A 24,572-nucleotide genomic window follows, 5' to 3' on the forward strand; every position below is an offset into this window, starting at 1 on the left:
CCTCCATGACACACCCCTCCACCCCCGACCGCGCGGTCTCAGTCGTCCTCGCCGGCGGCGGTACGGCCGGCCACATCAGCCCGCTGCTCGCCATCGCGGGGGCCATCATCGACGAGCTGCCGGGCGCGCGCATCACGGCGGTGGGTACCGAAGCGGGCATGGAGACGCGCCTCGTCCCGGCGGCCGGCTTCGAGCTGCGGACCATCGACCGGGTGCCGATGCCCCGACGCCCCTCGACGGACCTCCTCAAGCTCCCGGTCCGCCTCGTCCGGGCCGTCCGCCAGGCGCGGGCGATCGTGACGGATGCCGGGGCCGACGTCGTCGTCGGGGTGGGCGGGTACGTCTCGACACCCGTGTACCTCGCCGCGTGGAGCCGCCGCATCCCCGTCGTGATCCATGAGGCCAACGCCCGGCCCGGGATCGCGAACCGGGTGGGCGCACGGATCGCGGCGCGCGTCGCCGTCGCGTTCGACGGAACGGGCCTCACCGACGCCGTACTCGTCGGCATGCCCATGCGCCGCAGCATCGCCGACCTCGACCGCGCCCGCGACCGTGTCGTGGCACGCACGTCCCTCGGGCTCGACCCGGACCGGTCCACACTCATCGTCACGGGCGGATCCTCCGGCGCGGCGAGCCTGAACCGCGCCGTGGCCGCCGCGATGCCCGAGCTCACCGCGGCCGGCGTCCAGATCCTGCACATCACGGGCCGGGGCAAGCAGGCCCGCGGCGACGACGGGGCGCCGCTGGCGGCGCCCGGGTACCACCAGGTCGAGTTCGTCGACGGCATGGAGCGCGTGTACGCCGCTGCCGACCTCCTGGTCGCCCGCGCCGGCGCCGCGACGGTCAGCGAGGTCGGAGCGGTAGGGCTGCCCGCCGTGCTGGTCCCGCTGCCCCACGGCAACGGAGAGCAGCGGCTCAACGCGGCCGGGCTCGTGGACTGCGGCGGTGGGATCGTCGTCGAGGACGCCGCCTTCACCGCCGACTGGATCCGGCAGAACGTCCTGCCGCTGGTCACCGACGCTCCGCGGCTCGCCGCGATGTCGACGGCGTCCTACGCGCAGGGCGTGCGGGACGCGGACCGGCGCATGGCGGAGCTCGTCCTGGCCGTCGCGGAGTCGAACCGATGAGCGCACGGCACGGCAGGACCGACGACGACGGCATGACGGAAGGCACGGACATCTCCACCGGCAGCACCCCTGACAGCACCCCTGACAGCACCCCTGACAGAACGATGGCGGCCGACGCGGTCCTGTCCGAACCCGTCCACTTCATCGGCCTGGGCGGCGCGGGCATGTCCGCCGTCGCCCGCGTGCTCCTCGGTCGCGGCCTGCGGGTCTCCGGTTCCGACGCGGCGGAGTCCCGAACCCTGCGGGCCCTCGCCGCCCTCGGCGCCGACGTGCACGTGGGCCACAGCGTGGACGCGGTCCCCGAGCACGGCACCGTCGTCGTCTCGTCCGCGATCCGCGAGACCAACCCGGAACTCGCCGAGGCGCGGCGCCGGGGCCTTCCCGTGCTGCACCGCTCGGAGGCCCTCGCCGCGGCGATGAGCGGCCGCACCGCCGTCGCCGTCGCCGGGACCCATGGCAAGACGACGACGACGGCCATGATCACGGTCCTGCTGCGGCAGGCGGGGCTCGAGCCGTCGTTCGCGATCGGGGGAGACGTGGCCGCCCTCGGTGTCAATGCCGAGTGGACCGGCGGAGACGTCTTCGTCGCCGAGGCCGACGAGTCGGACGGATCCTTCCTGAACTACGCGCCGCAGATCAGCGTGGTGACGAACGCGGAAGCGGACCACCTGGACCACTACGGCACCGCCGCGGCCGTGCACGCCGCGTTCCGGCAGTTCGCCGACCGGCTGCCCGAGGACGGCCTGCTGATCGCCTGTGCCGACGACCCGGGCGCTGCCGCGCTGGCCGCGGCCATCCCGCCGGCCCGCCGCGTGCGGACGTACGGGTACGCTGCCACGGCCGATCTCCGGATCAGGGACACGCGGGCGGTGGGCAGCACCACGAACAGCGTGCTGTCCTTCGCCGTCGACGGACTGGACGCCGAGCAGGAACTGCAGCTGAGCGTACCGGGGCACCACAACATCCTGAACGCCGCGGCGGCGTTCGCGGTCGCCCTGGAGCTCGGGGTGGACCCGGCCGTCGCCGCGGCTGGCCTGTCCCTGTTCTCGGGCGCCGCACGCCGGTTCGAGGCGCGGGGCGAGGGAGACGGCGTGCGGGTCTTCGACGACTACGCGCACCACCCCACCGAGGTGCGGGCAGCGCTCACCGCAGCGCGCACCGTGGCGGGGGAGCACGGCGTGCACGTCCTGTTCCAGCCGCACCTGTTCTCCCGGACGCGTGAATTCGCGTCTGGGTTCGCCGACGCGCTCTCCCTCGCCGACACCGCCGTCGTCCTGCCGGTCTACGCCGCCCGGGAGGACCCGGTCGACGACGTGGGCGGCTGGACGATCACCGATCTCATGCGCGGCGCCGGCGCGGCGTACGTCCCTGACACGGACGAGGCCCTGCAGGCCGTGATCGGCGGTGCCCGGCCCGGCGACATCGTCCTCACGATCGGCGCCGGGGACGTCACGCAGTACGGCGTCCGGCTCGTCGGCCTGCTGACGGACCGGGCCGCGGGCGCAGGCCCGGGGGCTGCCGGATGACGCCGAGGAAGCCCCCCGTGACGCGGGCGCTCGGTACGCCGGGCGCGAGAAGTACCCGGGCGCCGGGTGCGAGGAGCACGGGCGGGAGCACCGCGAGTACCGGCATGGGCGGCGCGGGTGGCACGAGAGGCACCACCACGCTCGCCGGACGGCCGGAGTACGGCGCCTCCGGGACCGTCCTCGATTTCCCCGCCCCGCAGCGTTCGCACCGGCTGAGGAACACGCTTCTGGCCGTTCTCGCCGTCATGGTCGTCCTCGGTGGGCTCGTGGCCTACGTGATCTTCTCGCCGGCCCTCGCCCTGCGTACGGTCTCCGTGCAGGGCAACACGCTGGTCACGACGGCGGAGGTCCAGGCGGCCCTCGCGCCCCTGACAGGGATCCCGCTCACCCGGATCTCGCGCGAGCAGGTCGCGGACCTCCTCGCCGACAAGGCACCCGTCGAGGACGTCCGGATCGCCGCGGAACCGCCGTCGACGCTCGTGGTGACGGTGGAGGAGCGCGAGCCCGTCGCCGTCCTGCAGACCGGCAAGGAGTTCGTGCTCGTCGATGCGGAGGGTACGCAGCTCACGACCGTCGCCCGGCGGGGGGACGCCGAACTGCCCCTGATCGACGGGGGAGCCGACGCGGTCAACTCGGAGGTGTTCTCCTCGATCACCGCGGTGCTGGTCGAACTGCCGGCCGGCATCCTGTCGCGCCTCAACAGCGCGTCGGCGTCGAGCGTCGATTCCATCCAGCTCTCCCTGAGGGGCGCGCAGCGGATCTTCTGGGGCAGCGCCGAACGCAGTGCGGAGAAGGCGCGGGTGCTCGAGGCGATGCTGTCGCTCCCGGCCACGGACCCGCCCGTCACGGTGTTCGACGTCAGCACACCGGACCGGCCGGTCACGCGGTGACGTCGCAGGCCCCGCGACACGGGAGATCGGGAGCCGACACGCCGACACGCGGCGTCCGGTCTTTGCAACCGGATGCGTATGCACCTAGCGTCGAACATAGAAGTTACTTGACATAACGTTAACCCTCAACCTGAACGTTAACGTTGTTTCGGGTGAAGGTCGACGCCGGAGCACCGGCGGACCCCCGTACAGCACACAGATTCGAACAAGGGACACAGGACGTGGCAGCACCTCAGAATTACTTGGCCGTCATCAAGGTCGTCGGCATCGGCGGCGGCGGCGTCAACGCCATCAACCGGATGATCGAGGTCGGACTCCGCGGCGTGGAGTTCATTGCCATCAACACGGACGCCCAGGCCCTGCTCATGAGCGACGCCGATGTCAAGCTCGACGTCGGACGGGAGCTCACACGAGGCCTCGGCGCCGGCGCGGATCCCGAGGTCGGCCGTCGGGCCGCCGAGGACCACTCCGAGGAGATCGAGGAAGTCCTGCGCGGAGCCGACATGGTCTTCGTCACCGCGGGTGAGGGTGGCGGAACCGGCACCGGCGGCGCGCCCGTCGTCGCCCGGATCGCCCGGTCCCTCGGCGCCCTCACGATCGGCGTGGTCACGCGTCCGTTCACCTTCGAGGGGCGCCGTCGGTCGAACCAGGCCGAAAGCGGCATCGACACCCTCCGCGAGGAGGTCGACACGCTCATCGTGATCCCCAACGACCGCCTGCTGTCCATCAGCGACCGCAACGTCTCGATGCTCGACGCGTTCCGCTCCGCGGACCAGGTCCTGCTCTCCGGCGTCCAGGGCATCACCGACCTCATCACCACGCCCGGCCTGATCAACCTCGACTTCGCCGACGTGAAGTCCGTGATGCAGGGTGCAGGGTCCGCGCTCATGGGCATCGGGTCCGCCCGCGGCGAGGACCGCGCCGTCAAGGCGGCCGAGCTCGCGATCGCGTCGCCGCTGCTCGAGGCGTCCATCGACGGCGCCCACGGCGTCCTGCTGTCCATCCAGGGTGGCTCCGATCTCGGTCTCTTCGAGATCAACGAGGCCGCACGCCTCGTGCAGGAGGTCGCGCACCCCGAGGCGAACATCATCTTCGGCGCGGTCATCGACGACGCCCTCGGTGACGAGGCACGCGTGACGGTCATCGCAGCCGGTTTCGACCAGGTGGACGTCACGTCCCAGCCCGCCGCGGCAGCACCGGCGGCACGACCGGCCGTCGCCCCCCGCGTAGGCGGGGACCAGCAGCGTACGGCCGGAGCGGCGACCGCGGGCCTCGGTGCCTGGTCGCAGCAGCGCGCCCAGACCGTGCAGGCCGTCCCGGCCGACTCCGGCTTCGACGTCGACCTGCCGGCGATCGTCGAGCCGGACCTGTCGGCCGGTCGCTCCGACGATCTCGACGTGCCCGACTTCCTCAAGTAGTCGGTGGCCACGGACGACGGACCGGGCCGGACCTCCGCGTTCCATTGGAACGTGGAGGTCCGGCCTGGTCTCAGGGTGGCGTTCACCGCGGTGGGCGCGGGCAATCTCGCCCTCCATGTCGGCAATGAGCCCGACGCCGTCCAGGGGAACCGCCGTCGGCTGGAGTCCGCGATGGGCGTCCCCGGCGGCGCGCTGCGTTTCATGAGCCAGACCCATTCCGACCGTGTGGCCGTCGTCGACCGGAGCGCGCAGTGTGCCCCCGATGCCGATGGCATGGTGTCGCCGGACGGAAGCGAGCCGCTCGCCGTCCTCGTCGCCGACTGCGTGCCGATCGTCCTCGCGGACGCCTCCGTCGCGGACGGTGGGACGGGGGCCACGGCCGTGGTGCACGCCGGTCGGGCGGGTGTCGGCAACGGAATCGTCGAGCGCGCGCTCGGCACGCTCCGCACTCATGGGGCGCGTGACATCGCGGCCTGGATCGGCCCAGCCGTGTGCGGCTCCTGCTACGAGGTTCCCGAGGACATGATGCAGACCCTCGCGCAGGTGCTTCCCGAGGCAGCATCGCGGACGCGTCGCGGGACGCCGGCCCTCGACCTGCCGGCGGCCGTGGCGGGGCAGCTCGCACGCGCCGGCGCCACGGTCCAGCCCGTGGACGGTGGCGGCCCCTGCTGCACCGTCGAGAACCCGGGGCTGTACTCCCACCGGCGCGCGCCGGGAGCGGGGCGTATCGCCGGCCTCGTGTGGCGGACGTGAGGACGGGCGACACGCCGGACCCCGCCCGCGCCCGTGACCTCGAGGACCGCCTGCGGGCCGTCCGGGCGCGCATCTCGTCCGCCGCCGCAGCGGCCGGGCGTGATGCCCCGGAGCTGATCGTCGTCACCAAGTACTTCCCCGCCTCCGACGTGCGGATCCTCGCAGGGCTCGGCATCACCGACGTGGGCGAGAACCGCGACCAGGAGGCCGCGGCGAAGGCAGCCGACCTCCAGGACCTCACGCTCGCCTGGCACTTCATCGGGCAGCTCCAGACCAACAAGGCCAAGTCGGTGGTCCGCTACGCAGACAGCGTGCACTCCGTCGACCGCCTCCCGCTCATCACGGCGCTCGGCAGGGCGGTCAGGGCGGAGCAGGATCGCCGCTCCGGGGCCGGGATGGAGGCCCGGGAGGACCTCCGATGCTTCCTCCAGTTCACCCTCGACGCCGACGCCGCGGAGACACCGTCGGGCAGGGGAGGAGCGCTGCCCGCCGACGCGGTGGCCCTGGCCGAGGCCTGTACCTCCACGGAGGGCCTGCAGCTCGCGGGCGTGATGGCCGTGGCACCCCTCGGCGCCGACCCGGCCGAGGCGTTCGGTCGGCTCCTGCGCATCTCGGCCGAGGTGCGCGCCGTCGACCCCGCCGCTGCCGCCGTCTCGGCGGGAATGAGCGGGGACCTCGAGGAGGCTGTCGCCGCAGGAACGACACACCTCAGGATCGGGTCCGATGTTCTCGGCCCGCGTCCCGCCGTGGGGTAGCGTCGACGTCAGAACGGCGGTACGACGGGCACCGGGTCGGTGGCCCGTGGCACGGCCCAGAACCCACCGATCCACTCTCAGAACAGGAGTCACCATGGCCGGCGCACTGCGCAAGACGATGATCTACCTTGGGCTCGCCGATGGTGACGAGCACTACGAGCCCGAAGCGAAAAGCGCGCAGAGCAGGAACGAGGACTACACGGTGGATTACGATCGCGACGAGCGTCACCTCGAGCCGGCTCCGGCTGCGGTACGCGTGGCCCCCGCCGAGGAATACCGGGCGCCGGTCACTCCGATCAAGCGCGCGCCGTCGTCCCGCGAGGACTCGGCCGCCCTGCGCCAGATCACCACGATCCACCCCCGCTCGTACAACGACGCGAAGCTCATCGGCGAGAGCTTCCGGGACGGCATCCCCGTGATCATGAACGTCACCGACATGGGGGAGTCCGACGCCAAGCGCCTCGTCGACTTCTCTGCGGGCCTCGTGTTCGGCCTGCACGGCAGCATCGAAAGGGTCACGAATAAGGTGTTCCTGCTCTCGCCGTCGTATATTGAAGTCCTCGGCGAGGACCTGAAGGCAAGCGAAGGACAGACCAGCTTCTTCAACCAGAGCTGAGCTGCGGCCCCCCGGTCGCGCACGACCCTCCAAGGCCCGAAGGACTGAAACTGCTCTGTGAGTCTGGTATTCGCACTGATCTACCTGGTACTGATGCTGTTCCAGCTCGCCCTGATCCTGCGCATCATCTATGACGCCGTCCAGGGGTTCGCCCGCGACTGGCGCCCCCAGAAGTCGGCACTCGTGCTGGCCTCGGGCATCTACTCGGTGACGGATCCACCCATCAAGGCCCTGCGCCGGCTCATCCCGCCCCTCCGCCTGGGCGGGGTCCAGCTGGATCTCGCGTTCCTGGTGCTGTTCGTCGTCGTGCTGATCCTAATGTCGGTGGCAGCGGGCCTCGCGCGATAGCCGGCCGAGGTGTTTCGGCAATGACCCCGGGAAGATATACGCTGATGCTCAATCCGACGTGAGCCCAGTGATCCACGTCCACGATCCGGTACCGCAGCCAGAACCGCCAGCCGGCGGGCCGGCTCTTATCAGTATGAGGTGAGCACATGGCCCTGACGCCAGAAGATGTTGTCAACAAGAGGTTCCAGCCGACGAAGTTCCGCGAGGGCTACGACCAGGACGAGGTCGACGACTTCCTCGACGAGATCGTCGTCGAGCTGCGCCGCCTGAACTCCGAGAACGAGGAACTGCGCCGCAGGCTCGGGGACGGTCCGTCGGATGTCTCCCAGGCCACGGCCATCCCCGCGCCCGTCGCCGCGAGCACGCACACCGAGCCGTCGACCGGCGAAACGGCCGCACCCCAGGCCGACGACGAGACCAGCCCTGCCGCGATCCCCGACACCCCTGCCACGGCAGCTCCGGCAGCCTCCGTCACCTCGGCAGAGTCCGCCGCCGGTGTCCTCGCCATGGCGCAGCGCCTGCACGACGAGTACGTGAACGCGGGCGTCGAGCAGCGCGACAAGATCATTGCCGAGGCCCAGCTCGAGGCCACGGGCCTGGTCGAGGACGCCGAGGAGAAGAGCCGGAAGACCCTCGGGGACCTCGAGGAGCAGAAGACGGTGCTCGAGCACACGGTCGAGCAGCTGCGCGGCTTCGAGCGCGACTACCGTGCACGACTCAAGGCCTACATCGAGGGTCAGCTCCGCGACCTCGATGCCCGCGATTCCCTCGCGACCGAGTCCGCCTCCTAGCGAGGCGTCCTGGCCCGACCCGCATCGGGGCAGCAGTGGAAGGGCCGGTTGCCGGGGTGCGCCCCGGGCAGCCGGCCCTTCCGGCGTCAGGACGGTTCCCGCGGGCCCAGGCCGGCCTCCCCCTGACGACACACCACACAGCCCCGACATATTGGATGGACCGTGAACGAGCACCAGCCCGCCGACACCACCCCCGAGCCCGACGGCGTCCCGTCGGCCGCAGCGGGCAGCGCCCCGGCCGGTGGGCCGGGACGCGTCCGTCGCATCCCGGCACGCTACGGGCTCCTGATGGTCGGGTGTGCCCTGGTCGCCTACGTCGCCGACCAGCTCACCAAATGGTGGGTCGTGTCCACGATGACCGAAGGGCAGATCACGCCGGTCCTCCCGCCCCTGCTCAGCTGGCGCTTCTTCCGGAACCCGGGGGCCGCCTTCTCGATCGGGACGGACTACACCTGGGTCTTCACGATCATCATGGTGGTCGTGTCCACGGCGCTCATCCTGCAGGTGAGGAAGGTGGCCTCCCTCCGGTGGTCCGCGGCACTCGGGCTCGTCCTCGGAGGCGCCCTCGGGAACCTGACGGACCGTCTCCTGCGGGAGCCCTCGTTCGGCCAGGGCCACGTGGTGGACTTCATCGCCCTGCCGAACTTCGCCATCTTCAACATCGCCGATTCGGCGGTCGTCAGCGGTGTGGTGCTCATCTGCATCCTGACCCTGCGGGGCATCGGGCTGGACGGCCGCCGTACCGACGACGAACCGACGGACCCGCAGGCCGACCCGACGGATCCGACGACGGACCGCGACGATCATGGCCGGTGACCGCCGGGAGCTGATCGTCCCGGCAGGCGAAGCCGGGAACCGGGCGGACGCCGCCCTCGCCCGCCTGCTCGACGCCTCCCGCTCCGCCGTCGCGCAGTGGTGCGCGGACGGGCGCGTGCTGCGCGGGGGTACGCCGCTGGCCAAGTCCGACCGCGTCCACGCCGGCGACAGCATCGACGTCGACCTGCCGGATCCCGAGGACAGGCACCGCGTCATCCCGGAGGCGGTCGACGGCATGGGGATCCTGCTCGACGACGAGGACTTCGTCGTCGTCGACAAGCCCGTGGGCGTCGCCGCACACCCGTCGCCCGGGTGGGTGGGTCCCACGGTCGTCGGCGCTCTCGCGGCGGCCGGCTACCGGATCTCGACGTCGGGAGCGCCCGAGCGTGTCGGGATCGTCCACCGGCTCGACGTCGGGACCTCCGGTGCGATGGTCGTCGCCAAGACCGAACCCGCCTACACGGCCCTGAAGCGCGCCTTCAAGGAGCGCACGGTGGACAAGGTGTACCACGCCGTCGTGCAGGGTCTGCCGGAGCCCCTCAAGGGCACCATCGACGCCCCCATCGGCCGCCACCCGCACCACGAATGGCGGTTCGCGGTCATGGAGGGCGGCCGTGACTCCGTGACGCACTACGAGGTGCTCGAGGCCTTCGGCCGGGCGAGCCTCGTCGAGGTACACCTCGAGACCGGCCGGACCCACCAGATCCGCGTCCACTTCTCCGCACTCCGGCATCCCTGCGCGGGGGACCTCACCTACGGCGCGGACCCGCGCCTCGCGGCCGAACTCGGGCTGACCCGGCAGTGGCTCCACGCCCACCGCCTGGGCTTCGCGCATCCGCGCACGGGGGAGCCGGTCGCCGCGACCAGCCCGTATCCGGTGGATCTGGCGTACGCCCTGATGGCCCTGTCGGACGGCCTGGTGTGACACGCCGGGGGAACCCCGGGCGACACGCCCCGGGGCCCGTCGCCGGGTAGCGGAGCACTAGACTCGTGGGGTGGCTACTCCTGCATCGACAGATTCGTTCGTCCATCTCCACAACCACACCGAGTACTCGATGCTCGACGGTGCCGCCCGGCTGACGGACCTCTTCAGCCACACCGAGGAACTCGGCATGAAGGCCCTCGCCACCACGGACCACGGCTTCGTGTTCGGCGCGTTCGACTTCTGGAGCAAGGCCACCAGCGCGGGCATCAAGCCCATCATCGGCGTCGAGGCCTACCTCACCCCGGGCACGGCACGGAACGACCGCACCCGGGTCCAGTGGGGCGGTGGTGGACGCGACGACGTCTCCGGCGCCGGCGCCTACACCCACATGACCCTGTGGTCCGAGACCACCGAGGGGATGCACAACCTCTTCCGCATGTCGTCGCTCGCCTCCCTCGAGGGCTACCTGTACAAGCCCCGGATGGACCGGGACCTCCTGCAGACCTACGGGAAGGGCCTGATCGCGACGACGGGCTGCCCGTCCGGCGAGGTCCAGACGAAGCTCCGGCTCGGCCTGTACGACGAGGCCAGGCAGGCGGCTTCCGACTTCCGCGACATCTTCGGGGCGGAGAACTACTTCTGCGAGCTCATGGACCACGGGCTCGACATCGAGCGGAACGTCAAGGCGGACCTCATCAGGCTGGCCCACGACCTGGGCCTCCCGCTCGTGGCCACCAACGACCTGCACTACACGCACGCCGAGGACTCCAAGGCCCACGCGGCCCTGCTGTGCGTCCAGTCCGGATCCACACTCGCGGACCCGAAGCGCTTCAAGTTCGACGCCGACGAGTTCTACCTGAAGTCGCCCGCCGAGATGCGCGCGATCTTCCGCGACTACCCCGAAGCCTGCGACAACACGCTGCTCATCGCCGAGCGCTGCGACGTCGAGTTCAACACCAAGGCCAACTACATGCCCCGGTTCCCCGTGCCGGAGGGCGAGAACGAGCAGTCCTGGTTCGTCAAGGAGGTCGAGACCGGCCTGCAGTACCGTTATCCCGCGGGCATACCCGACGACGTCCGCAAGCAGGCGGAGTTCGAGGTCGGCGTCATCACGCAGATGGGGTTCCCCGGTTACTTCCTCGTCGTCGCCGACTTCATCAACTGGGCGAAGAACAACGGGATCCGGGTGGGCCCGGGCCGCGGCTCGGGTGCCGGTTCCATGGTGGCGTACGCCATGCGCATCACCGACCTCGACCCCCTCAAGCACGGCCTGATCTTCGAGCGCTTCCTCAACCCCGAGCGCGTCTCCATGCCCGACTTCGACGTCGACTTCGATGATCGGCGCCGCGCCGAGGTCATCCGGTACGTGACCGAGAAGTACGGCGACGAGCGCGTGGCCATGATCGTCACGTACGGCACCATCAAGGCCAAGCAGGCGCTCAAGGACTCCTCCCGCGTGATGGGCTACCCCTTCTCCACGGGAGAGCGGCTCACGAAGGCCATGCCGCCGGACGTCATGGGCAAGGGCCTCGCCCTGGCGGACGTGCACAACAAGAACGCGAAGCGGTACTCCGAGGCGGAGGAGCTGCGCGAACTCCTGAAGACCGACGCCGACTCCGAGAAGGTGTTCGAGACGGCCCTCGGCCTCGAGGGGCTGAAGCGCCAGTGGGGCGTGCACGCCGCCGGCGTCATCATGTCCTCCGACCCGCTGATCGACATCATCCCGATCATGCGCCGTGAGCAGGACGGGCAGATCATCACGCAGTTCGACTACCCCACGTGCGAGGGGCTCGGACTGATCAAGATGGACTTCCTCGGCCTGAGGAACCTGACGATCATCACGGACGCCGTCGAGAACATCAAGGCGAACAAGGACACCGACCTCGTCCTCGAGGACCTCGAGCTCGACGACAAGGAGTCCTACGAACTCCTGGCACGCGGCGACACCCTCGGCGTGTTCCAGCTCGACGGCGGGCCCATGCGGTCGCTGCTGAAGCTCATGCGCCCCGACAACTTCGAGGACATCTCCGCCGTCCTGGCGCTGTACCGACCGGGCCCGATGGGCGTGAACTCGCACACGAACTACGCCCTGCGCAAGAACGGCCTGCAGGAGATCGAGCCGATCCACCCCGAGCTCGAGGGACCGCTCGAGGAGATCCTCGGCGGCACGTACGGCCTCATCGTGTACCAGGAGCAGGTGATGAGCGCCGCCCAGAAGCTGGCGAACTTCACGCTGGGCCAGGCGGACATGCTCCGCCGCGCCATGGGCAAGAAGAAGAAGTCGGAACTGGACAAGCAGCAGGCCGACTTCTTCGCGGGCATGAAGGCCAACGGCTATTCGCAGGCCGCGATGGACAAGCTGTGGATCGTCCTGGAATCGTTCTCCGACTACGCGTTCAACAAGGCGCACACCGCGGCGTACGGCCTCGTGTCCTACTGGACGGCGTACCTCAAGGCGCACTACCCCGCCGAGTACATGGCGGCCCTGCTCACCAGCGTCGGCGACGACAAGGACAAGCTGGCGATCTACCTCAACGAGTGCCGCCGCATGGGCATCACGGTCCTGCCGCCGGACGTCAACGAATCCAGTGTGAACTTCACCCCGGTCGGCAAGGACATCCGGTTCGGCATGGGCGCCATCCGCAACGTCGGCGCGAACGTCGTCGGCGCGATGGTCGGGGCGCGGGAGGAGAAGGGGGCCTTCACCTCGTTCAGCGACTTCCTGCAGAAGGTACCCGCCGTCGTGTGCAACAAGCGCACCATCGAATCGCTGATCAAGGCCGGCGCCTTCGACTCCCTCCGCCATCCGCGCCGGGCCCTCGCGATGATCCACGAGGAGGCCGTGGACTCGGTGATCGTCCTCAAGCGCAACGAGGCCGCGAACCAGTTCGACCTCTTCAGCGCGTTCGACGACGCCGGGGGCGCCGTGGGTGGCCTGTCCGTCGAGGTGCCGGACCTGCCCGAGTGGGACAAGAAGGACAAGCTGTCCTTCGAACGGGACATGCTCGGCCTGTACGTCTCGGACCACCCCCTCCAGGGTCTGGAGGGGATCCTCAGCCAGCACGCCGATTCCTCCATCCCCTCCATCATCAGCGAGGAGGGACCGGCCGACGGCGCGATCGTCACCATCGCCGGCATGATCACCTCGCTTCAGCGCCGGATCGCCAAGAACAGCGGCAACGCCTACGCGCGGGCCGAGGTCGAGGACCTGGCCGGGTCCATGGAGGTCATGTTCTTCGGGCAGGTGTACGGCCCCATCTCGGGGGTCCTCGCGGAGGACCTGATCGTCGTCGTGCGCGGCCGCCTGCAGCGACGCGATGACGGTGCGGTGATGCTCAACGCGCAGGAACTGACCGTGCCCGACCTCAGCGAGGGGCATTCGGGGCCGGTGGTCATCTCCATGCTGCAGCACAAGGCGACCGAGACCGCCGTCACGGCGCTCGGCGACGTGCTGAGGACACATCCCGGAACCAGTGAGGTGCTGATCCGGCTCAACGGGTCACGGAAGGTCGAGGTCATGAAGCTGGGGGTGGACCTGCGCGTGAATCCGACGCCGGGCCTCTTCGGGGACCTCAAGGTCCTGTTCGGACCCGCCTGCCTCGACGCCTGACCGGACGGCGTGGTCCGGCCGTCCGGCCCGGCGCCGCGTCGGACGACGGATCAGATGACGTAGTCGGTGGCCGTCGGCGTCCCGTAGCTGCCGCCGTGGTACAGCAGGGGAGCGCCGTCGGCCCCGATGCTCCCGGAGACCACCTCCGCGACCACCACGGCGTTGTTCTCGAAGGACAGGCGCATGCTGATGCGGCCCACGAGCCAGCCGGCGACGTCCCGGAGGATCGGGACGCCCTCCGGCCCCGGCTCCCAGTGGTCGCCCGTGAACCGGTCCTTCGTCCGCGCGAAGCGGTTCGCCAGGCCCTCGTTCTCGGTGCTGAGCATGTGGACGCCCACGAAATTCGTGTTCGCGACCGCCGGCCAGGAGGACGAGGACCGCGCCATGTTGAACGAGAACCGCGGCGGGTCTGCGGACAGCGATGCCACGGACGTCGCCGTGAAGCCGTAGGGGACGCCGTCGTAAGTGGCGGTGATGATGGCCACGCCGGCGGCGTGGCGGCGGAAGACCTCGCGGAAGGGCTCCGCGAGGTCGCCGGTGCGCGGCGTGGCCGTCGCTGCGGTGCCTGGGTTGCTCACGTGGTTCCTCCGGGGGCTCGACGGGGTCGGACCCTCCAACCCTAGGCGCGCGACCCGGACGCGGACCCGTTTGTTAATGTAGAAGTCATGCGCGCCAGCAAGGACCCGGTCACCGGACCGGGCAGTTATCCGCCTCCCGTCTACGCCGTAGCCGAGGATCGGCGATCGGTGCCGCCCGCCGGCATCTTCTGGTGGCTCGGATCCACGATCCTGCTGGGCGCCGTCCTCGGGGCCGCGTGGTGGCTCCTCGCCCCCACCGGACGCCTTTTCGGCGATCCGACCTCCGCCGACCAGTGGCTGCTCCGGGACCTCACCTTCGCGGGACTGGGGCTCGCCGCAGGGATCGCCGTCGGCACCGTGGTCGCCCTGCGGCTCGCGCTGCCAGCCCCGACCGCGCGGATCCTCGCCGCCGTCGGTGGGTCGGTCCTCGGTTCCCTCCTCGCCCTCGGCGTGGGCGAGGGCCTCGCCCTCCTGCTCGGACCGCACGGGCGCGACGGCCTGCCCGGATCCGACTTCCTGCTGCACTCCCACGGGGCCCTGGCGATCTGGCCCGGCGTCGCCGCCGTGATCATCTTCGCCACGGCGCTCATCGGCCTCGCGCGCCGCCGGACCTGACACCCGCACAACCCACCCGCGCCGGTGAACGCGCGGTCGGCGGTCCCGATAGACTCTCAGGGTGAATCCACCGTCCAGCACCTCCCCGACCGTCGGTTTCCGCACCATCGATCTGCGCGGCCGGACCCTGACGCCGGGCGACCTGAAGAACGAGATGCCGCGGGCCGCCGCGGACGCCCGGTCCTCGGAAGCCGTCGTGCAGGCCATCATCGACGACGTCCGCGCTCGGGGCGTCGACACCCTCCGCGAACTCGCCCTGCGCTTCGACGGCGTCGAGCAGGAGCACCCGCGGGTGCCGGCCGCGGTCATCGATGCCGCCCTCGCAGGCCTGGACGACGGCGTCCGGGCCGCTCTCGAGGAGGCCATCCGCCGTGCGCGCCTCTTCGCCCAGGCCCAGGTGCCGGAGGAGGTCGAGGTGCAGGTGGCGCCCGGGGCGCACCTGACACACAAGTGGATCCCCGTGGGCCGCGTGGGCCTCTACGTGCCCGGCGGGCTCGCCGTCTACCCGTCCTCCGTGGTCATGAACGTGGTGCCCGCACAGGCTGCCGGCGTCGCATCGATCGCCCTCGCCTCGCCCCCGCAGAAGGAGTTCGGCGGCTGGCCGCACCCCGCGATCCTCGCCGCCGCGGCCATGCTCGGCGTCACGGAGGTGTACGCGATGGGCGGGGCCCAGGCCGTCGCGGCCCTCGCCTACGGGATCGGGGACGATACGGGAACCGGCCGGGACATCGATCCCGTCGACGTCATCACGGGCCCCGGCAACGTCTTCGTGGCCACGGCCAAGCGCCTGGTCCGCGGCCAGGTGGGCATCGACTCGGAGGCCGGCACCACGGAGATCGCCGTCCTCGCGGACGCAACGGCCGACCCCGACCTCGTCGCGGCGGACCTCGTGAGCCAGGCCGAACACGATCCCCAGGCGGCCTCCGTCCTGGTGACGGACTCGGAGGAGCTCGCGGCCGCCGTCGTCGACGCCCTCGGGGTCCGTGCCGCCCGGACGCGGCACGCGGACCGCGTGCGGACCGCCCTGTCCGGGCCGCAGTCCGGCGTGATCCTGGTCGACGACGTCGAGCACGGGATCGCGGTGTGCGACGCCTACGCCGCCGAGCACCTCGAGATCCAGACCGCCGACGCCGCGGCCGTGGCCGGTCGCATCCGCAACGCCGGCGCCGTCTTCATCGGCGCCTACAGCCCGGTCAGCCTCGGGGACTACTGCGCGGGGTCCAACCATGTCCTGCCCACCAGCGGGACGGCCGCGTTCGCCTCCGGCCTCAACGTGACGACGTTCCTGCGCGCCGTCCAGCTCGTGCACTACGACCGCGAGGCGCTGCACGAGGTCGCGTCCTCGATCGTCTCCCTGGCGGAGGCGGAGAACCTCCCGGCGCACGGGGAGGCCGTCACGGCCCGCTTCGGGTCCGGTGCGTCCTGACCGGACGAGCCGCCCGTTCCTTCGGCCGCCACTACATCTGGTAATTACAGTGTTGTTGTTTCACTACATGTAGTCCTACACTGGTCCCGGCACGTTGTCGGAACGGCCCACGGAGCGGGAGGGGAGCCATGTACTGTCCGTACTGCCGCAACGCCGATTCCCGCGTCGTGGACAGCCGCCTCGCCGATGACGGATCGGCGATCCGCCGTCGTCGTCAGTGCCCGCAGTGCGGCCGTCGCTTCAGCACCGTGGAGACGACCAGCCTCAGCGTGATCAAGCGCTCCGGAGCAGGCGAACCGTTCAGCCGGTCCAAGATCATCAACGGTGTCCGCAAGGCCTGCCAGGGCCGACCGGTGACCGAGGACGATCTCGCCCTGCTGGCGCAGGAGGTCGAGGAGAACGTCCGCGCCAGCGGCGTCGCGGAGATCGATGCGCACGAGGTGGGGCTCGCCATCCTCGAACCGCTCCGGAAGCTCGACCAGATCGCGTACCTGCGGTTCGCCAGCGTGTACCAGGGCTTCGAGTCCCTCGAGGACTTCGAGGAGGCCATCGGGACGCTGCGCAGGCAGGACGAGGACTCCGCCCGGCGCGTCCCCAGCGGATTGCAGCGGCCGTTGACGGCGCACTAGCGCCCATACAGACCCCGGTGGTGGCTGCGGAGGGGAAGCCGACGCCACCACCGGTTCCATCTCCGGATGACGAAGCCCGGTACGGATCGATCCGTACCGGGCTTCCGTGCACCGGGGTTCCCCCGATCACGGATCGTTCCGGCGGTCAGGCCTTGGTGCCTGAGAGCAGGGCAGCCTGCAGCGCCCCGCCGACGATCCCGGCCTGGTTCTTCAGCTGCGCGGGGATGATCGGCGTGCGCAGGTCCAGCGACGGCAGGTACTCGCTGCTGCGCTTCGAGATCCCCCCGCCCACGATGAACAGCTCGGGGGAGAAGAGGAACTCCACGTGCGAGAAATAGCGCTGGAGGCGGACGGCGTACTCGTCCCAGTCGATGCCGTCCCGCTCACGGGCGACGGCGGACGCCTTCGTCTCGGCGTCGTGCCCGTCGATCTCGAGGTGTCCGAGTTCCGCGTTCGGCACCAGCTTGCCGTCGAAGATGAATGCCGAGCCGATGCCCGTGCCCAGGGTGATCACGAGCACCGTGCCCATCCTGCCCTTGCCCGCTCCGTAGCGGACCTCGGCGAGGCCGGCGGCGTCGGCGTCGTTGATCACGTGCACCTCCCGCCCGAGGACCTTGCTGAACAGGCCGTCGACGTCGGTGTCGAGCCAGCTCTTGTCCACGTTCGCCGCGGACCGGGCGATACCGTGCTGGATGATGGCGGGGAAGGTGACGCCGACCGGGACGTCGGCGGCAGGGCCTTCGGGCCGGGAGGAGAGTTCCGCGACGATCTGGGCGACCACCTCCGCGACGGCCTGGGGCGTCGACGGCTTCGGCGTGGGGATCCGGTACCGTTCGCCGACGATCACCCCCTTCTCGAGGTCGACGATGCCGCCCTTGATGCCCGTGCCACCGATGTCCACGCCGATGACCGTGGCCGGGAGCTTCTTCGATTTCTTCTTGTCGGTGTCCTTGGCCATGATTCTCTCTTGACGGGTGGGTGCGTCGTCCGGCGTGAGCCGGACATGGTCGTGGTGCAGCACACGGAGTGGACTGCGGGTGTCGTGCTAGGGGAGGGTCAGGATCTCGGCGCCGCGGTCGGTGACCAGGAGGGTGTGCTCGAACTGCGCCGTCCTCTTCCGGTCCTTCGTCACGACGGTCCAGTCATCCGCCCACATCGTCCAGTCGATCGTCCCGAGCGTGAGCATCGGTTCGATCGTGAAGACCATTCCCGGCTCGATCACGCGGTTGTACGCCGGGGCGGCGTCGTAGTGCGGGATGATCAGCCCGGTGTGGAAAGCCTCGCCCACGCCGTGCCCGGTGAAGTCACGGACAACACCATAACCGAAGCGCTTCGCGTAGGACTCGATGCTGCGGCCGATGACGTTGATCTCGCGGCCCGGCGCGACGGCGCGGATGGCGCGGTTGAGGGATTCCTGCGTGCGTTCGACGAGCAATCGCGACTCCTCGTCCACGTCGCCGATGCAGAAGGTGTAGTTCGTGTCGCCGTGCACGCCGTCCTTGTAGGCAGTGATGTCGATGTTCAGGATGTCCCCGTCCTCGATCACCGTGGAGTCCGGGATGCCATGGCAGATGACCTCGTTGAGCGACGAGCACAGCGACTTGGGGAACCCCCGGTACCCGAGCGTCGAGGGGTAGGCGCCGTGGTCGAGCAGGAACTCGTGACCCACCCGGTCGAGGTGGTCGGTGGTGACACCGGGCTTCGCATGCCTGCCGACCTCGACGATGGCCTGCGCCGCGATGCGGCCGGCCACGCGGATCTTCTCGATCGTCTCCGGGGTCTTCACCTCCGAGCCCGTGAACGGGGCCGGTGCCTTGCGGCCCACGTATTCCGGGCGGGCGATATCCCGTGGAACGGGGCGCTGGGGCGAGACGGTGCCGGGTGTCAGGGTCCCAAGGGGCGCGGCGGCGGAGATCTGGGGCATACCCTGATCTTATAGTGGACGTCGGCTGGCAGCCGAAAGGTGTTGTCGGACCGGCCGGCGGACGACACGGTCCGTGCCCGGATGAAGGAGGTCGACATGACGGAGTACTGGTTCAACGTGCGCACGCACGAGGTCGAGGAGGACCGGCAGTCGGACTGGTCCCAGCTCATCGGCCCGTACGCGACGAGGGCCGAGGCCGAGAAGGCCCTCGAGAAAATCCAGCAGCGCAACGACGCCTGGGACCGGGACGACGACGCGTAGGCGCCGTCCTGCCGCCTAGAAGGTGTGCTCGGGGCCGGGGAACGTGCCGGACCGGACCTCGTCCGCGTAGGCGCGCGCCGCGTCGGCCAGGACTGTCCGGACGTCCGCGTACTGCTTGACGAACTTCGCCTGCCGGCCGCCGCGCAGCCCCGCCATGTCCTGCCACACCAGCACCTGGCCGGTCGTGCCCGGACCGGCGCCGATGCCGATCGTCGGGACGCGTACGGCGGCGTCGACGGCCTCCGCGGTGTCGCTGGGCACCATCTCCATCAGGATGCAGAACGCCCCCGCGTCGGTGAGGGCGACGGCGTCGTCGACGATGCGCCGGGACGCGTCGCCGCGCCCCTGGACGCGGTACCCGCCGAGGGCGTGTTCGCTCTGCGGCGTGAACCCGATGTGCGCCATCACGGGGATGCCGGCGCGTACGAGCGCCCGGACCGTCTCCGCGTACTCGGCGCCGCCCTCCATCTTCACGGCGTGCACGAGGCCCTCCTTCAGGAGGCGGACGGAGGACTCGACAGCCTGCTGGGGCGAGACCTCGTAGCTGCCGAAGGGCAGGTCGGCGACGACGAGCGCCCGCCGCGCCGCCGTGCTCACGGCCCGGCTGAACAGGATCATCTCGTCCAGCGTGATGGGTAGCGTCGTGGCGTGCCCGAGGACATTGTTGGCCGCCGAATCACCGATCAGGAGCACCTCGATGCCGGCCTCGTCGAAGACCTGCGCCGCATACTGGTCGTACGCGGTGAGCATCGCGAAGCGCGTACCGTTGTCCTTCGCCTCCTGCAGGTGCCGGACGCGGATGCGACCGGTCGGGGGGACGGTCGGCGGGGTCGGCGTCGTGCCCGCGCCGTAGGGGGCAGGCAGTTCGGCGGAAGTCATGACACGAGACTATCGGACGGCGCTCCGCCGGCAGGGCCCCCTGGAGCCTGCCTGCCCCGCCCGTAACCGGCCGTTAACACGGGCAGGCGAGAATTGGCGGGGTGCCGCCGCAGCTGTCCCGCTCCCGCGACTCAGTAGAGTGAGGACGGCGCCGCACGCGTGCCCGACACGGCCCCGGGCCGCGCGGGTGTCGCACAGGCACCGCAGCAGGACGCACGCGGCCCCGGCAGGCGCTGCCTGCCGCCCCGACTGGACGGTCAGGGCATCGAATCGAGGAATGAGGTTGTCATGGACCGGCAGCAGGAGTTCGTACTGCGCACCATCGAGGAGCGGGACGTGCGGTACGTACGGCTGTGGTTCACCGACGTCGTCGGTTCGCTGAAGTCCGTGGCGCTCGCGCCCGCCGAGGTCGAGGGTGCGTTCGAGGAGGGCCTCGGATTCGACGGGTCCTCCATTGAGGGTCTCGCCCGGGTGTATGAATCGGACATGCTTGCCCAGCCGGACCCGTCCACCTTCCAGATCCTCCCCTGGCGCGGCGAGAAGGAGCAGACGTCCCGGATGTTCTGCGACATCCTCACCCCGGACGGCCAGCCGTCCACCGCCGACCCGCGCGGGGTCCTCAAGAAGACCCTCGCGAAGGCCGCCGACATGGGGTTCACCTGCTACACGCACCCCGAGATCGAGTTCTACCTCCTGAAGTCCGCGGAACCGGGGGCGGACGGCCAGCCGGTTCCGGTGGACCAGGCGGGCTACTTCGACCACGTGCCGGGCGGCGTGGCCCAGGATTTCCGGCGCATGGCCGTGGCGATGCTCGAGTCCGTCGGGATCTCCGTCGAGTTCAGCCACCACGAGGCCGGCCCCGGGCAGAACGAGATCGACCTGCGGTACGCCGACGCCCTGCAGACCGCCGACAACATCATGACGTTCCGCACGATCATCAAGGAGGTCGCCCTGACCTCCGGCAGCTACGCGACCTTCATGCCGAAGCCCTTCTCGGAGCACCCCGGGTCCGGGATGCACACTCACTTCTCGCTGTTCGAGGGTGACACGAACGCCTTCTACGAGGCCGGGGCCGAGTTCCAGCTGTCGAAGACCGCACGCCAGTTCATCGCGGGCATCCTCCGGCATGCCCCCGAGTTCACCGCCGTGACCAACCAGTTCGTCAACTCCTTCAAGAGGCTCTGGGGCGGCGGCGAGGCCCCGAGCTACCTGTCATGGGGCCACAACAACCGTTCCGCCCTGGTCCGCGTGCCCCTCTACAAACCGAACAAGGGCCAGTCGGCGCGCATCGAGTACCGCGGCATCGACTCCGCCAGCAATCCCTACCTCGCCTACTCGGTGCTGCTGGGAGCGGGCCTGAAGGGCATCGAGGAGGGCTACGACCTGCCGCCGGCGGCAGAGGACGACGTCTGGAGCCTGACCGCCGCGGAGCGCCGTGCCATGGGACACGATCCGCTGCCCGCGAGCCTGCACGACGCCATCCGCGTCATGGAGGAGTCCGAGCTCGTCGCGGACATCCTGGGGGAGCAGGTCTTCGAGAATTTCCTGCGGAACAAGCGCGCCGAGTGGCACGACTACCGTATCCAGGTGACCCCCTACGAGCTGCGCCGGAACCTCAACATCCTGTGAGGCGCCCCTGAGGGACATGGCTAGGGTTGGCACATGAGCCTTAACCGCAAGCTGATCAGTTATGGCTTCACGGACCTCGAGAAGAGCCGGCGTTTCCTCGACGCTCCGGAGCTGCGGGGTCTCAACGACGACGATCTCTTCGCAGGTCTCGCCGTGTCCGCCAACCCGGACATGGCGCTGCAGTCCTTCGTCAGGCTCCTCGCCGTGGATCGCGCGGCGGTCGGGGCGGCGTTCTCCGACGAGGGCCGGCGTGGTCTCCTGTTCCGGCTGCTGGGAGCTACCGAGGCGCTCGGGGAGTTCCTCATGCGCCATCCGGAGCACCTCGACGTCGTGACGACCCGACCGGCGACCCCGCCCGTCGTCACTCCGGAGGATCTGCGCGCGGAACTGCTCGGCTCCGTCGACGCCGACCCGGCCGCGGCCAATCCCGTTGCCGGCGCCGTCGGCGTCGACGCGTACTGCCGGCTCCGGGTCGCCTACCGGCGGCTCCTGACGGACCTCGCCGTCCGCGACCTCGGCCACTGCATCCCGGTCGACTACCTGCCCGTCGTCGCGCGTGAACTCGCGGACCTCGCCGCCGCCGCACTGGAGGCATCCCTCGCCGTCGCGCGGGCGGAGCTGGGCGAGGTGTACGGACCCGACGTCGTCGCCCGGGTCCGGCTCGCCGTGATCGCGATGGGCAAGTGCGGTGCCCGCGAGCTGAACTACATCTCCGACGTGGACGTGGTCTACGTGGTGGAGGGGGACGACCTCGACGAGACGACGCTGACCAGGGTCGGGACCGGGCTCGCGTCCGGCATGTCCCGGGGCGTCTACTCGCCCGGGCAGGAACCCGCCCTCTGGGAGGTCGACGCGAATCTCCGTCCCGAGGGCAAGGACGGCCAGCTCGTCCGGACGCTGCAGTCGCACGTGTCCTACTACGAACGGTGGGCCAAGAGCTGGGAGTTCCAGGCCCTCCTGAAGGCGCGCGCCGCTGCGGGGGACCCCGACCTCGGCCGCCGGTATGAGGAGGCCATCGCCCCTCTCGTCTGGGCGTCGTCGCAGCGGGAGGGGTTCGTCGACGGCGTCCGGGCCATGCGCCGCCGCGTCACGGACAACATCGCCCGCAACGAGGAGGCGCGCCAGCTGAAGCTCGGGCCCGGGGGCCTGCGCGACGTGGAGTTCACCGTGCAGCTGCTGCAGCTCGTCCACGGCCGGCTGGACGAGTCGCTGCGCGTGCGTGACACCGTGTCCGCGATCGCCGCGCTGAGTGCCGCCGGGTACGTGGGGCGCTCCGACGCGCTGGACCTCGACGACGCCTACCGGTACCTGAGGGTCCTCGAGCACCGGATCCAGCTCATGCAGATGCGCCGCACCCACCTCATGCCCGAGGACGAGACCGCGCTGCGTGCCCTGGCGCGGTCCTCCGAGGGGTGCATGGTGACAGTGCGTCCGAGCGCCCAGAGCCTCCACGACAAGTGGCAGTCGACGCGGCGGCTCGTCAGGCGGCTCCACGAGTCGATCTTCTACCGGCCGCTGCTCAACAACGCGGCCACCCTCGAGCCCGAGGACGTGCAGCTCACGGCGGAGGCGGCGCAGGCGCGCCTCGCGGCGCTCGGCTACCAGGACCCCCGGGGTGCGATGCGGCACATCGAGGCGCTCACGGGCGGGCTGCGGCGTCGCGCCCTGCTGCAGCGGCAGCTCCTGCCCATCCTGCTGGCCTGGTTCGCCGACGGCGTCGATCCCGACGCCGGGCTCCTCGGCTTCCGCCGCCTCAGTGAATCGCTCGGCGAGAGCCACTGGTACCTGGGCATGCTGCGCGATTCCAACGCCGCCGCGGAGCGGCTCTGCGCCGTCCTGTCGAGCAGCCGCTTCATCACCGATCTGCTGGAGGTGTCACCGGAGTCGACGCAGTGGCTCGGTGCCGATGCGGAGCTCGTCCCGGACACCTTCGAGGCCCAGTGGCACGAGATCCAGTCCAAGATGTCGCGGCACCCGGAGCCGGAGGAGGCCATCCGCCTGATCCGCCTCATCCGGCGCCGTGAGCTGCTGCGGATCGCCATCGCCGACAGTTCGAACCTCCTGTCACAGGCGGAGGTGGGGGAGGCCTTGTCCGACGCGGACCGGGCAGCTGTCCTCGGGGCGCTGCACGTGGCGGAGAAGCAGGTGTTCGCCGGCGAGGACCAGCTCACGGACGTCGTGGTGATGGCGATGGGACGCCAGGGCGGCCGCGAGATCACCTACGGGTCCGACGCCGACGTCATCTACGTGCACCGGCCGCGGCACGGCGTGGACGAGTCGGCGGCGCAGAAGCAGGCGGAGACCATCGTGGCCCGGCTGGTCGCGCTGCTCACGCAGCCGTGCAAGCCGCCGGTGCTCGCCGAACGGGTGCTGGAGATCGACGCGGCCCTCCGCCCGGAGGGCAAGCAGGGTCCGATGGTGCGTTCCATCGGGTCCTACCGCGAGTACTACCGCCGCTGGTCACTCGTGTGGGAGGCGCAGGCGCTCCTGAGGGCCCGGCCCCTCGCGGGCGACGACGGCCTCGCCGCGGAGTTCCTCGAGGTCATCGATCCCCTGCGGTATCCGCAGGAGATCGCCGAAACCGACGTCCGCGAGATCCGGCGCATCAAGGCGCGCGTCGAAGCGGAGCGGCTCCCGCGCGGCGCCGACCCGTCGCGGCACCTGAAGCTGGGGCGCGGTGCCCTCAGCGATGTCGAGTGGCTCGTGCAGCTCCTCCAGCTGCAGCACGCACACGCGGTCCCGGCCCTGCGCGTCCAGTCGACCCTCACCGCGCTGGACGTGATCGAGGCCGAGGGGCTCGTGCCGGCGGAAGACGTCGCGATCCTGCGCGGCAGCTGGACACTGGCCACCCGCATCCGGGGGGCGAATGTCATCTGGAGCGGCCGCGGGTCCGATCTGCTGCCCTCCTCACGCCGTGACCTCGAGGCGGTGGCGCGGTGGTGCGGGTACGGCCCGGACAGCGGCTCGCACCTCGAGGAGGACTACCTCCGGATGACGCGGCGCAGCCGGAGCATCTTCGAGCGGCACTTCTACGGGTACTAGCGTCCCCCGCCGGA

The 24,572-nt window shown here is 70.4% G+C and carries 22 protein-coding genes; 18 read left to right on the forward strand and 4 right to left on the reverse strand.

Going from position 1 to position 24,572, the window contains the following annotated elements:
• Positions 1-5: 5 nt before the first annotated feature.
• From murG to dnaE, 12 genes are all read left to right on the forward strand, one after another.
• Complete coding sequence (gene murG / locus ACX80F_RS12420; protein ID WP_459336710.1) at positions 6-1,127, forward strand: undecaprenyldiphospho-muramoylpentapeptide beta-N-acetylglucosaminyltransferase; 1,122 nt, start codon at positions 6-8, stop codon at positions 1,125-1,127.
• A 104-nt stretch (positions 1,128-1,231) separates the two neighbouring features.
• Complete coding sequence (gene murC, locus ACX80F_RS12425; RefSeq protein ID WP_459336758.1) at positions 1,232-2,653, forward strand: UDP-N-acetylmuramate--L-alanine ligase; 1,422 nt, start codon at positions 1,232-1,234, stop codon at positions 2,651-2,653.
• 104 nt (positions 2,654-2,757) lie between these two features.
• Positions 2,758-3,543, forward strand: coding sequence for a cell division protein FtsQ/DivIB (locus tag ACX80F_RS12430; protein ID WP_459336711.1), 786 nt, complete (start codon positions 2,758-2,760; stop codon positions 3,541-3,543).
• 221 nt (positions 3,544-3,764) lie between these two features.
• Positions 3,765-4,961 carry a cell division protein FtsZ gene (ftsZ, locus tag ACX80F_RS12435; RefSeq protein ID WP_459336712.1) on the forward strand — a complete coding sequence of 399 codons (1,197 nt, stop codon included), beginning with the start codon at positions 3,765-3,767 and terminating at the stop codon, positions 4,959-4,961.
• A 3-nt stretch (positions 4,962-4,964) separates the two neighbouring features.
• Entirely contained in the window at positions 4,965-5,714 is a 750-nt protein-coding gene (locus tag ACX80F_RS12440; RefSeq protein WP_459336713.1) for a polyphenol oxidase family protein, read from the forward strand.
• Positions 5,702-6,469 carry a YggS family pyridoxal phosphate-dependent enzyme gene (locus ACX80F_RS12445; RefSeq protein WP_459336714.1) on the forward strand — a complete coding sequence of 256 codons (768 nt, stop codon included), beginning with the start codon at positions 5,702-5,704 and terminating at the stop codon, positions 6,467-6,469. The genes ACX80F_RS12440 and ACX80F_RS12445 overlap by 13 nt, the downstream gene beginning before the upstream one ends.
• A gap of 94 nt (positions 6,470-6,563) precedes the next feature.
• Positions 6,564-7,085, forward strand: a complete 522-nt coding sequence (locus ACX80F_RS12450) for a cell division protein SepF (RefSeq protein WP_459336715.1) — start codon at positions 6,564-6,566, stop codon at positions 7,083-7,085.
• A gap of 57 nt (positions 7,086-7,142) precedes the next feature.
• A complete protein-coding gene (locus ACX80F_RS12455; RefSeq protein ID WP_459336716.1) occupies positions 7,143-7,433 on the forward strand; it encodes a YggT family protein in 291 nt (96 codons plus the stop codon).
• A gap of 146 nt (positions 7,434-7,579) precedes the next feature.
• Entirely contained in the window at positions 7,580-8,224 is a 645-nt protein-coding gene (locus ACX80F_RS12460) for a DivIVA domain-containing protein (RefSeq protein ID WP_459336717.1), read from the forward strand.
• A gap of 288 nt (positions 8,225-8,512) precedes the next feature.
• Positions 8,513-9,040 (forward strand): signal peptidase II, encoded by a 528-nt coding sequence (gene lspA, locus ACX80F_RS12465; protein ID WP_459336759.1) that lies wholly within the window; start codon positions 8,513-8,515, stop codon positions 9,038-9,040.
• On the forward strand, positions 9,030-9,965 hold the full coding sequence (locus ACX80F_RS12470; RefSeq protein WP_459336718.1) for an RluA family pseudouridine synthase: 936 nt from the start codon (positions 9,030-9,032) through the stop codon (positions 9,963-9,965). Before lspA ends, ACX80F_RS12470 begins: the two co-directional genes overlap by 11 nt.
• Before the next feature lie 70 nt (positions 9,966-10,035).
• Positions 10,036-13,575 (forward strand): DNA polymerase III subunit alpha, encoded by a 3,540-nt coding sequence (dnaE, locus tag ACX80F_RS12475; RefSeq protein WP_459336719.1) that lies wholly within the window; start codon positions 10,036-10,038, stop codon positions 13,573-13,575.
• A gap of 50 nt (positions 13,576-13,625) precedes the next feature.
• On the opposite strand, the gene ACX80F_RS12480 is transcribed toward dnaE, so the two are convergent.
• Positions 13,626-14,153, reverse strand: a complete 528-nt coding sequence (locus ACX80F_RS12480; RefSeq protein ID WP_459336720.1) for a flavin reductase family protein — start codon at positions 14,151-14,153, stop codon at positions 13,626-13,628.
• 87 nt (positions 14,154-14,240) lie between these two features.
• Here ACX80F_RS12480 and ACX80F_RS12485 point away from each other — a divergent pair, with 87 nt between their 5' ends.
• From ACX80F_RS12485 to nrdR, 3 genes are all read left to right on the forward strand, one after another.
• Positions 14,241-14,768 carry a hypothetical protein gene (locus ACX80F_RS12485; protein ID WP_459336721.1) on the forward strand — a complete coding sequence of 176 codons (528 nt, stop codon included), beginning with the start codon at positions 14,241-14,243 and terminating at the stop codon, positions 14,766-14,768.
• A 61-nt stretch (positions 14,769-14,829) separates the two neighbouring features.
• On the forward strand, positions 14,830-16,194 hold the full coding sequence (gene hisD / locus ACX80F_RS12490) for a histidinol dehydrogenase (protein ID WP_459336722.1): 1,365 nt from the start codon (positions 14,830-14,832) through the stop codon (positions 16,192-16,194).
• Positions 16,195-16,322: 128 nt separating this feature from the next.
• On the forward strand, positions 16,323-16,823 hold the full coding sequence (nrdR, locus tag ACX80F_RS12495; protein ID WP_459336723.1) for a transcriptional regulator NrdR: 501 nt from the start codon (positions 16,323-16,325) through the stop codon (positions 16,821-16,823).
• Positions 16,824-16,968: 145 nt separating this feature from the next.
• Here the strand turns inward: nrdR and ppgK are convergent, their stop codons facing one another.
• On the reverse strand, positions 16,969-17,781 hold the full coding sequence (ppgK, locus tag ACX80F_RS12500) for a polyphosphate--glucose phosphotransferase (RefSeq protein WP_459336724.1): 813 nt from the start codon (positions 17,779-17,781) through the stop codon (positions 16,969-16,971).
• Between the two features lie 87 nt (positions 17,782-17,868).
• Complete coding sequence (gene map / locus ACX80F_RS12505; RefSeq protein WP_459336725.1) at positions 17,869-18,747, reverse strand: type I methionyl aminopeptidase; 879 nt, start codon at positions 18,745-18,747, stop codon at positions 17,869-17,871.
• A 96-nt stretch (positions 18,748-18,843) separates the two neighbouring features.
• Between map and ACX80F_RS12510 the strand changes: the two genes are divergently transcribed.
• Complete coding sequence (locus ACX80F_RS12510) at positions 18,844-19,008, forward strand: SPOR domain-containing protein (RefSeq protein WP_459336726.1); 165 nt, start codon at positions 18,844-18,846, stop codon at positions 19,006-19,008.
• Between the two features lie 15 nt (positions 19,009-19,023).
• Here the strand turns inward: ACX80F_RS12510 and panB are convergent, their stop codons facing one another.
• Positions 19,024-19,887, reverse strand: a complete 864-nt coding sequence (panB, locus tag ACX80F_RS12515; protein WP_459336727.1) for a 3-methyl-2-oxobutanoate hydroxymethyltransferase — start codon at positions 19,885-19,887, stop codon at positions 19,024-19,026.
• Positions 19,888-20,175: 288 nt separating this feature from the next.
• Between panB and glnA the strand changes: the two genes are divergently transcribed.
• Positions 20,176-21,516, forward strand: coding sequence for a type I glutamate--ammonia ligase (gene glnA / locus ACX80F_RS12520; protein ID WP_459336728.1), 1,341 nt, complete (start codon positions 20,176-20,178; stop codon positions 21,514-21,516).
• 33 nt (positions 21,517-21,549) lie between these two features.
• On the forward strand, positions 21,550-24,558 hold the full coding sequence (locus ACX80F_RS12525) for a bifunctional [glutamine synthetase] adenylyltransferase/[glutamine synthetase]-adenylyl-L-tyrosine phosphorylase (protein WP_459336729.1): 3,009 nt from the start codon (positions 21,550-21,552) through the stop codon (positions 24,556-24,558).
• The last annotated feature ends 14 nt before the right edge of the window (positions 24,559-24,572 follow it).

Source organism: Arthrobacter sp. TMS2-4, assembly GCF_054511075.1.